General features: G+C 72.4%; 2 protein-coding genes. Both read left to right on the forward strand.

Going from position 1 to position 11,340, the window contains the following annotated elements; genetic code table 11:
- The coding region (locus ABD329_RS46455; protein ID WP_344318100.1) for an SDR family NAD(P)-dependent oxidoreductase at positions 1 to 7,865 on the forward strand (7,865 nt) is incomplete at its 5' end.
- 82 nt (positions 7,866 to 7,947) lie between these two features.
- The coding region (locus ABD329_RS46460) for a type I polyketide synthase (protein ID WP_344318101.1) at positions 7,948 to 11,340 on the forward strand (3,393 nt) is incomplete at its 3' end.

An 11,340-nucleotide genomic window follows, 5' to 3' on the forward strand; every position in this document is an offset into this window, starting at 1 on the left:
TCGACACCGGCCACGGTGTGTTCATCGAGGTGAGCCCGCATCCGGTGCTCACCCTTCCCGTTCAGCAGACCGTGGAGGCCGCCGAGGCCCAGGCCGTGGTCATCGGCACCCTGCGCCGTGACGAGGGCGGCCTGGAGCGGTTCCTGACCTCCGCCGCCGAGCTGCACGTCAGCGGGGGCGGCGTCGACTGGCGGAAGGTGTTCGCCGGACACGGCGCCCGCCGGGTCGATCTGCCGACGTACGCCTTCCAGCGGCAGCGGTACTGGCTGGACGCCCTCTCGGCCGCCGAGGCGGCGGCCGCCGGTGACGGCTTGACCGCGGACGCCGTGGACGCGCGCTTCTGGGAGGCCGTCGAGCGCGAGGACCTGGAGGCGCTGGCGCGGACGTTGGAGGTGGAGGACGAGGCGCAGCAGTCGTCGCTGACGGCGTTGCTTCCGGCCCTCTCGTCCTGGCGTCGTCAGCGGCGTGAGCAGAACACGGTGGACGGCTGGCGTTACAAGGCGGTCTGGAAGCCCGTGGCGTCCGCGTCCGAGACGACGCTCTCCGGCACCTGGCTCGTGGCCGTTCCGGAATCCTGTGACGGCGATGTCCTGGTCGCCGCCGTACTGGATGGCCTGGCCGGGCGCGGTGCGCGCCTGGTTCGCGTGGTCGTCGGGGCGGCGGACGCCCGCGAGGCGATCACGGAGCGGCTGCGTGTGGCGCTCGACGAGGCCGGGGTGGAGCCCTCGGGCGTGGCGGGCGTGTTCTCGCTGCTGGGTCTTGACGAGTCGGCACATGAGTCGTTCGGGATCGTCCCGGCCGGGCTCGCGGCGACGGTGGGCCTGGTCCAGGGGCTGGGTGACGCGGGTGTGGTGGCTCCGCTGTGGTGCGGCACCCGGGGAGCGGTGTCGGTGGGCCGCTCCGACCGGCTGGTGAGCCCGGTGCAGGCGATGGTGTGGGGCCTGGGCCGGATCGTGGGGGCGGAGTACCCCCAGCGCTGGGGCGGTGTCGTGGACCTGCCCGAGACCATGGACAGCCGTGCGGTGGCCCGTCTGGCCGGTGTGCTCTCCGCCGAGAGCGGCGAGGACCAGGTCGCGGTGCGTGGCTCGGGTGTGTTCGCGAAGCGTCTGGTGCGGGCTTCCGCGCCGGAGGCCGCGGATGCCGATGGCTGGCGTGCGGGTGGTTCGGTGCTGGTGACCGGTGGCACGGGTGCGCTCGGTGGCCATGTGGCCCGCTGGCTGGTGCGTACGGGTGCTGAGCATCTGGTGCTGACGAGCCGTCGTGGCATGGAGGCCGAGGGTGCGGCCGAGTTGAAGGCGGAGTTGGAGGGGCTTGGCGCGCGGGTGACCGTGGCGGCGTGTGACGCGGCCGACCGGGATGCGCTGGCGGCGGTGCTGGAGGCGATCCCGCGGGAGTTCCCGCTGACCGCGGTGGTGCACACGGCCGGTGTGCTCGATGACGGTGTGCTGGATGCGCTGACGGTGTCGCGGGCGGCGGGTGTGTTGCGTCCGAAGGTGGAGGCGGCCCGTAATCTGCATGAGTTGACCGCTGGGATGGAGCTGTCGGCGTTCGTGTTGTTCTCTTCGGCCGCGGGCACCCTCGGTGGTCCGGGTCAGGGCAGCTACGCGGCGGGCAACGCCTATCTCGACGCGCTGGCGTCGCAGCGGCGCGCGGACGGCCTTCCGGCCACCTCCATCGCCTGGGGCCAGTGGGCCGGAGGCGGCCTGGTGACGGGCGAGGTCGGCGAGCAGATGACCCGGTCCGGGATGCTGGCCATGTCCCCCGAGCTGGCGATTTCGGCGCTCCAGCAGGCGCTGGAACTCGATGAGACGTTCCTCGCCGTCGCGGACATCGACTGGACACGCTTCGAAGCGGACGCCGTCGACACTCCCCTCTTCCGCGAGCTGCGGAACGCGCGGAGTGCCACCACGGAGAAGCAGTCCACGACGGGCAGCGCCGACCCCGCACGGGCGGAACTGCACGACCGGCTGGAGGCCATGCCCCGGGAGAAGCGCGAAGCGGCGCTGCGGGATGTGGTGCGTGCCCAGGCCGCCGATGTCCTCGCGCACGACAGCGCGGACGCGGTCGCCTCGGACCGTGCCTTCCGCGACCTCGGCTTCGACTCGCTGACCGCCGTTGAACTGCGCAACCGGATCGGCGCGGCGACCGGGCTGCGCCTGCCGGTCAGCCTGGTCTTCGACTACCCCACGCCCACGGTGCTGGCGCGGTTCCTGCACGGCGAGATGTTCGGCACCGAGGAAGGCGGCGTCGTCGAGACCACGCCGACCCGCTCGGACTCGTTCGACGAGCCCATCGCGATCGTGGCGATGAGCTGCCGGTTCCCGGGCGGTGTGCGGACTCCCGAGCAGCTGTGGGACATCGTGAACGGCGGAATCGACACGATCTCCGGCTTCCCCGACGACCGTGGCTGGGACCTCGACGGGCTGTACGACCCCGACCCCGACAAGCCGGGCAAGACCTACGCCCGCACCGGCGGATTCCTGGACAACGTCTCCGACTTCGACCCGGACTTCTTCGGCATCTCGCGGCGTGAGGCGCTGGCGATGGACCCCCAGCAGCGGCTGCTGCTGGAGACCTCCTGGGAGGCGTTCGAACGCGCCGGTATCGACCCGGCGGTGCTGCGCGGCAGCCAGGCCGGTGTCTTCATCGGCTCGAACTACCAGGACTACAGCGGCCGGGCGGTCAGCGCGCCGGACGGTGTGCAGGGCTATCTCGGCCTCGGCAGCGCGTCGAGCGTCGCCTCCGGCCGCCTGTCCTACACCTTCGGCTTCGAGGGTCCTGCCGTGACGGTGGACACCGCGTGCTCGTCGTCGCTGGTCGCCCTGCACCTGGCCTGCCAGTCGCTGCGCCAGGGCGAGTGCGACATGGCGCTGGCCGGCGGTGTCACGATCATGGCCACGCCGGGCACGTTCGTCGAGTTCAGCGCCCAGCGCGTGCTCTCGCCGGACGGGCGGTGCAAGGCGTTCTCCGCCGGGGCCGATGGCACGGGCTGGTCCGAGGGTGTGGGCCTGCTCCTGGTGGAGCGGCTGTCGGACGCCCGGCGCAAGGGCCACAAGGTGCTGGCCGTCGTCCGGGGTTCGGCGATCAACCAGGACGGCGCGTCCAACGGTCTGACGGCGCCGAACGGCCCGTCGCAGCAGCGCGTCATCGGCAAGGCCCTCGAGAACGCGGGCCTGTCGACCGCCGATGTGGACGCGGTCGAAGCCCATGGCACGGGCACCTCGCTCGGTGACCCGATCGAGGCGCAGGCGCTGCTGGCCACGTACGGCCAGGGGCGGCCGGAGGACCGGCCGCTCTGGCTGGGCTCCATCAAGTCCAACATCGGCCACTCGCAGGCCGCCGCCGGTGTGGCCGGTGTCATCAAGATGGTGATGGCCATGCGCGAGGGCGTGCTGCCGAAGACGCTCCACGCGGACGAGCCCTCGCCACACATCGACTGGACCAGCGGCGCCGTGTCGCTGCTGCACGAGTCGACCCCGTGGCCGGAGACGGACCACCCGCGCCGGGCGGCGGTGTCGTCCTTCGGGATCAGCGGTACCAACGCGCACACCATCATCGAGGCGGCCGACCCCGCCGAGTCGCCGTCGCCGGAGACGGGCGGCGAGGCCAAGGACTCGTCGGTCTCCGTCGCGGTGGTGCCCTGGCTGCTCTCCGGCGGCAGCGCCGACGCGCTGGGCGCCCAGGCCGGGCGGCTGCGCGAGTTCGGCAGTGTCCGTACCGCGCACGCCGGTGACGTCACCGACATCGGCTACGCGCTGGCGACGACCCGTTCCGCCCTGCCCTACCGGGCCGTTGTGGTCGCCGAGGAGCCAGCACAGTTCCGGTCCGGACTCGACGCGCTCGCGGAGGGCAGGAACGCGGCCACCGTGATCCAGGGCGTGGCGCGGGCCGAGCACAAGACGGCGTTCCTGTTCTCGGGCCAGGGCGCGCAGCGCCTCGGCATGGGCCGGGAGCTGTACGACGCCTTCCCGGTGTTCGCCCAGGCGCTGGACGAGGTGTGCGCGTATCTCGATGTGCTGCTCGACCGGCCGCTGACCGAGGTGATCTTCGCGGCCGAGGGCAGTGCCGAGGCCGAGCTGCTGGACCAGACGGCGTTCACCCAGCCCGCGCTGTTCGCCATCGAGGTGGCGCTGTTCCGGCTGCTGGAGCACTGGGGCGTCACCCCGGACGTGCTGATCGGCCACTCCATCGGCGAGGTCGCCGCCGCACATGTGGCGGGCGTCTTCACCCTGGAGGACGCGTGCGCGCTGGTGGCGGCGCGTGGCCGGCTGATGCAGGCGCTGCCCGAGGGCGGCGCGATGGTCGCCGTCCAGGCGCCCGAGGAGGAGATCGCCGCGTCGCTGGCCGGCCGTGAGGCCGAGGTGAGCATCGCCGCGATCAACGGCCCGACCGCCGTGGTCATCGCGGGTGACGAGGCCGCCGTGCTGGACATCGCCGGACAGTGGGAGCGCGAGGGCCGCAAGACCCGCCGGCTGCGCGTCAGCCACGCCTTCCACTCCCCGCGCATGGACGGCGTGCTCGGAGACTTCCGCAAGGTCGTCGAGGGGCTGTCGTTCGCCCCGCCGACCATCTCCCTCGTCTCCAACGTCACGGGTGAGCCGGCGGACACGGACGAGGTGTGCTCGCCCGAGTACTGGGTGCGGCATGTGCGCGAGGCCGTGCGGTTCGCGGACGGGGTACGGACCCTGGAGAAGCTGGGCGTGACGTCCTTCGTCGAGGTGGGCCCGGACGGTGTGCTCACCGCGATGGCGCAGGACTGCCTGACGGCCGACGAGTCCGATGGCGCTCCCGCCCCCGCCCTCGTCCCCGTTCTGCGCAAGGACCGCCCCGAGGTCCAGGCGCTGACGACGGCGCTGGCCGAACTCCACGTCCACGGCGTCACCGTGGCGTGGGACGCGGTGTTCGCCGGGCGTGGCGCCCGGCCGGTTGAGCTGCCCACCTACGCCTTCCAGCGGCAGCGCTACTGGCTCGAGTCGGCACCCGCCGCCAGTGGAGATGTGACGTCGGCGGGGCTGAACTCCCCCGACCACCCGCTCCTCGGCGCCGCCGTCGCCCTGGCCGACACCGACTCCTACCTGTTCACCGGCCGTCTGTCCGTCTCCTCCCAGCCGTGGCTGGCCGACCACGCCTTCGCGGACACCGTCCTCTTCCCCGGCACGGCCTTCGTGGAACTGGCCCTGCGCGCGGCTGAGCAGGTGGGCTACGAGCGGGTGGACGAGCTGACCATCGAGCTGCCGCTGGTCCTGCCCGCACGGGGCGCGGTCCAGATCCAGCTCACCGTGGGCGAGCCGGACGAGTCCGGAGCCCGTGCGCTCAACCTGTACTCCAGGTCCGAGGACGCCCAGCCGGACGACCCCTGGACCCGCCACACGACCGGTCTGCTCACCAGGGACCCGGCCGGCACGGCAGCGGAGTCCGTGGCCGCCGACTTCGCCGTCTGGCCGCCCGAGGACGCGAAGCCGATCGACGTGGCCGACCTCTACGACCGGTTCATCGACGTCGGCTTCGCCTACGGCCCGGCGTTCCAGGGGCTGCGCGCCGCCTGGCGCCGTGGCGACGAGATCTTCGCCGAGGTCGACCTGCCCGAGGCGCAGGAAGCCGATGCCGCGCGGTACGGCCTCCACCCGGCGCTGCTCGACGCCTCGCTGCACACCGTGGCGTTCAAGCCGTCCGGCACCGACGGCAGCACCCTTCCGTTCTCCTGGAACGGGGTGACCCTCCACACCGCCGGCACGTCCGCGCTGCGGGTACGGCTCGGCAGTGTCGGCGAGGACACCGTCTCCCTGCACGCCGCCGACACCTCCGGTGCGCTCGTCGCCTCGGTGGACTCCCTCGTCCTGCGGCCCGTGGCCCCGGAGCAGGTGAACTCCGCCCAGCCGTACGAGTCGCTGTACCAGGTCGAGTGGGTGCCGACCGCCTCGGACACCGCCCGCGCCCCGGAGGCGATCGGGGCCGGGCGCTGGGCGCTCGTCGGATCCGACCAGGCCGAGGTGGCGGGCGTCCTCGAGACGGCCGATGTCACCGTGGACGCCTACCCGGACCTCGCGGCCCTGGCCGGGGCCATCGACGCGGGCGCCACCGCGCCCGAGGTCGTCCTGGCCGCGCATGTGTCCCGTACCCGCCGGACGCGGGAGCTGGCGGAGGCGGTACGGGAAGCAGGACACCGCGCCCTCGGCCTGCTGAAGGGCTGGCTGGCCGACGAGCGCTTCGGCGACTCCCGGCTGGTGTTCCTCACCCGGGGAGCCATCGCCGCGGGCGACGACACCGATGTGGCCGACCCCGCCAGTGCGGCCATCTGGGGCCTGGTGCGCTCGGCCCAGTCCGAGAACCCCGGCCGGTTCGTCCTGGCCGACCTCGACGACCAGGACGGCTCGCGCCGGATCCTCCCGGCGGCGCTCACCGCCGACGAGCCGCAGATCGTGGTCCGCGACGGCGAGGTCCTGGCCGGCCGGCTGGCCCGGGTCCCGGCTCGCGGCGGGGCGGCCGAGGAGACCACGGCCACCAACGGCACCACCTGGGACCCGCGGGGCACCGTCCTGGTCACCGGGGCCGCGTCCGGCCTCGGCGGCCTGGTCGCTCGGCACCTCGTCGCCGAGCACGGCGTACGCCACCTCCTGCTGGTCAGCCGCCGCGGCCTCGCCGCGGACGGCGCGGCCGAACTGCGCACGGAGCTGGCGGAAATCGGCGCCGACGCCACGGTGGCCGCCTGCGACACCGCCGACCGCGACGCACTCGCCGCGCTCCTGGCCGCCCTGCCGGATGAGCACCCGCTCACCGCCGTGGTCCACACCGCGGGCGTACTGGACGACGGAGTCGTCGAGGCCCTCACCCCCGAGCGGGTCGACCGTGTGCTGCGGCCCAAGGTCGACGCGGTGCTCAACCTGCACGAGCTGACCGCAGGTCTCGACCTGTCCGCGTTCGTGCTCTTCTCCTCGCTCTCCGGAACCCTCGGCGGTACCGGCCAGGCCAACTACGCGGCCGCCAACGCGTTCCTGGACGCGTTCGCGCAGCGGCGCCGGGCCGAGGGCCTGCCCGCCCAGTCGCTCGCCTGGGGCCTGTGGGAGGAGCGCAGCGGCATGACCGGCAAGCTGGACGAGGCCCATATGCGGCGCCTCGCCCGCGAGGGCGTGACCCCGATGGCCTCCGAGGAGGCGCTGGCCCTGTTCGACACCGCGTGCGGCGTCGACGCGGCCACCCTCGTCCCGGCACGGCTCAACGCCTCGGCGTGGCGAGCCCAGGACGGGCCCATCCCGGCGCTGCTGCGGGGCATCATCCGCACCACGGCCCGTCGCGGCCCCGCGAGGGCGTCCACGGGCGGTTCCGGAGCCGACTCCGCCGACCTCCGTCGCCGTATCGGCTCGATGAACCCGGCCGCCCGGCGGCAGGCGCTCCTCGAGCTGGTGACCGAGCACGCGGCCATGGCACTGGGCCACGACAACGCGCGCATGATCGCCCCCGACCGTGGCTTCCTGGAGCTCGGCTTCGACTCGCTGACCGCCGTCGGACTGCGCAACCAGCTGGGAACGGTGACCGGCCTCCGGCTGCCCGCCACCCTGCTGTTCGACTACACCACCTCCAGGGCGCTGGCCGGGTATCTGGCCGATGAGCTCGTCGGCGAGGAGCCGGACGCGTCGGTGGTGCTGCCGGTCCTGTCGGAGCTGGAGAAGCTGGAGAGCTCCTTCGCCGAGGTGGTGGCGGACGAAGCCGCCAGGGAGCGCCTCACCTCACGCCTCCAGCAGGTCCTGGCCAAGCTGACCGCGGGGGAGCAGACGGAGACGGCGAACGGTGGGGTCGCCGCCGCCGACCGGTTCGAGTCCGCGACCGACGACGAGATCTTCGACTTCCTCGACGAGGAGCTCTCGTGACGTGGACACCCCCGTCCCCGGAAGTTACCGGCCGAAGGCTTTCCACCCCTGTCCGGGGTACTCAGAGGAGTGACAAGAAGCGGTGAGCGAGACCAAGCTGCGCGACTACCTCAAGCGCGCGACGGCCAGCCTGCACGAGACCCGTGAAGAGCTGAGGGAACTCAAGGACAGGGACCGGGAACCCATCGCCATCGTCGGCATGGGGTGCAGATATCCCGGTGGGGTGGCGTCGCCCGAGGACCTCTGGGAGCTGGTGGCCTCGGGCACCGACGCCATCTCCACCTTCCCCGTGGACCGGGGATGGGACGAGGACCTGTACGACCCCGACCCGGAGCAGGTGGGCAAGAGCTACACGCGGGAGGGCGGGTTCCTGCACGACGCGAACGGCTTCGACGCCTCGTTCTTCGGCATGAGCCCGCGCGAGGCGCTGGCGACCGACCCGCAGCAGCGGCTGCTGCTGGAGACCTCGTGGGAGGCGCTGGAGCGGGCGGGCATCGACCCGGCGTCCGCGCGGGGCAGCCGGACCGGCGTGTTCGTCGGCGTGATGTACAACGACTACGGCTCCCGCATCCAGTCGATCCCCGAGGGCCTCGAAGGCCACCTCGGCAACGGCAGCGCGGGAAGCATCGCCTCCGGCCGCATCTCCTACACCTTCGGCTTCGAAGGCCCCGCGGTAACCGTGGACACGGCGTGCTCCTCGTCGCTCGTGGCGCTGCACCTGGCCGTCCAGGCGCTCCGCAAGGGCGACTGCTCGCTGGCGCTCGCCGGCGGCGTGGCCATGATGGCGACGCCGGGCGTGTTCATCGAGTTCAGCCGGCTGCGCGGACTCGCCGTGGACGGACGCTGCAAGTCCTTCTCGAACGACGCGGACGGCACCGGCTGGGCCGAGGGCGCCGGTGTGCTGCTGCTGGAACGGCTGTCCGACGCCCGGCGCAACGGACACCGAGTGCTGGCCGTCGTACGCGGCGCCGCCGTCAACCAGGACGGCGCGAGCAGCCGGTTGACGGCGCCCAACGGCCCCTCGCAGCAGCGGGTGATCCGTGACGCGCTGCGCAACGCGGGTGTGTCGGCCGCCGATGTGGACGCGGTGGAGGCACACGGCACCGGAACGCCGCTCGGTGACCCCATCGAGGCCCAGGCGCTGCTGGCCACCTACGGCAAGGAGCGGGCCGGAACGGACCGGCCGCTGTGGCTGGGCTCGTTCAAGTCCAACGTGGGGCACACGCAGGCGGCCGCGGGCGTGGGCGGTGTCATCAAGATGGTGATGGCGATGCACCACGGCGTGCTGCCGAAGACCCTGCACGTCGAGCAGCCGTCAGAGCACGTGGACTGGTCGGCGGGTGCGGTGTCGCTGCTGACCGAGTCGACCCCGTGGCCGGAGACGGGCGACCGGCGCAGGGTCGGTGTGTCGTCGTTCGGTGTGAGCGGGACGAACGCGCATGTGATCCTGGAGCAGGCCCCGGAGGCCGAGGCGACCGAGGCCGCTGAGGCCGAGGTTGCCGATGGCCCGGTGGCCTGGGTGGTGTCGGGCCATGGCGCGGAGGGCCTGCGGGCGCAGGCTGGGCGGCTGCGGGAGTTCGTGGCCGAGCGCGCCGAGCTGGGCGCGGCCGATGTGGCGTGGTCGCTGGTGACGACCCGGACGGTGCTTGACCACCGGGCGGTGGTGGTGGGCCGGGACCGGGGCGAGCTGCTGGCCGGCCTGGACGCCGTCGCGGACAAGTCCGCTCTGCCGGGCGTGGTCGTGGGCGAGAGCGCGCCTCCCGGCCGTTCGGTGTTTGTGTTCCCGGGGCAGGGGGCGCAGTGGGTGGGTATGGCGGTGGGGCTGTTGGAGTCCTCGCCGGTGTTCGCGGAGGCGATCGGCGAGTGTGAGTCGGCTCTGTCGGCTTATGTGGACTGGTCGTTGACGGATGTGCTGCGTGGGGTTGAGGGTGCTCCCGGGTTCGACCGGGTGGATGTGGTGCAGCCGGTGTTGTTCGCGGTGATGGTGTCGCTGGCGAGGTTGTGGCGTTCGGTGGGTGTGGAGCCGGATGCGGTGATGGGTCACAGCCAGGGTGAGATCGCGGCGGCGTGTGTGGCGGGTGCGCTTTCGCTCCAGGACGCCGCGAGGGTGGTGGCGTTGCGGTCGCAGGCCATCGCCAGGGGTCTGGCGGGTCGTGGCGGCATGGTGTCGGTCGGCCTGTCGGTCGACCAGGCCAAGGAGCGCATCGCCGCCTGGGATGGTGCGATCTCGGTCGCGGCGGTCAACGGTCCTGGCTCGGTCGTGGTCTCGGGTGACCCGGGTGCGTTGGACGAGATGGTCACGCAGCTGGAGGGTGAGGAGATCCGGGTCCGCCGGGTTCCGGTGGACTACGCCTCGCACTCCGCGCACGTGGAGGCCATCCGCGAGGAGCTGCTGGAGGTCCTGGCGGGTCTTCAGCCGCGTTCGTCGGAAGTGCCGTTCTACTCGACGGTGTCCGGTGAGCTGGTGGACACGTCCGGTCTGGACGCCGAGTACTGGTACCGGAACCTGCGGCAGACGGTCGAGCTGGAGTCCACCACGCGCACCCTGCTCGATGACGGGCACGGTGTGTTCATCGAGGTGAGCCCGCATCCGGTGCTCACCCTTCCCGTTCAGCAGACGGTGGAGGCCGCCGAGGCGCAGGCCGTGGTGGTCGGCACGCTGCGGCGTGACGAGGGCGGTCCGGAGCGGTTCCTGACCTCCGCCGCCGAGGTGTTCGTGCGTGGCGCCGAGGTGAACTGGACCACCGCGCTGGAGGACCGGGGTGGCCGACGCGTCGAGCTGCCGACGTATGTCTTCCAGCGCGAGCGGTACTGGCTCGAGGCTCCCGCGGACGCGGGCGATGTGGGCTCGGTGGGACTGGGCTCGCTGGGACACCCGTTGCTGGGTGCGGTGGTGTCGCTGGCGAGTGGCGGCGGGGTGCTGCTGAATGGACGGCTGTCGTTGGCCACCCATGGCTGGCTGGCGGATCACGCGGTGCACGGGATCGTGCTATTGCCGGGGACGGCCTTCGTCGAGTTGGTGGTGCAGGCGGGGGACCAGGTCGGCTGTGGCCGGGTCGAGGAACTCGTCCTGGAGGCGCCGCTGATCCTGCCCGAGCAGGGCGGCGTCCAGATCCAGGTCGAGGCGGGGGAGGCGGACGCCTCCGGCTTCCGCGAGGTGAGCGTGTTCTCGCGGGAGGAAGCGGATGGCGAGGGCGCCGTATGGACGCGGCATGCCCGTGGTGTGCTCGCGCCGATGGAAGGTGCCCGCGGTGCTTCCTTTGACTTCGGTGTGTGGCCTCCGGTGGGTGCTGAGGTCGTTGATGTGTCGGGTGAGTATGTGCGGGCCGCGGAGAACGGGTTGGAGTATGGGCCGGTTTTCCAGGGGTTGAGGCGTGTGTGGCGGCGTGATGGTGAGGTGTTCGCCGAGGTTGGGCTTCCGGAGGAGGAGCGGGAGCGGGCGGGGCAGTTTGGTCTGCATCCGGCGTTGTTTGAT

It is taken from the genome of Streptomyces javensis, from assembly GCF_039525925.1.
Lineage (GTDB): Bacteria > Actinomycetota > Actinomycetes > Streptomycetales > Streptomycetaceae > Streptomyces > Streptomyces asiaticus.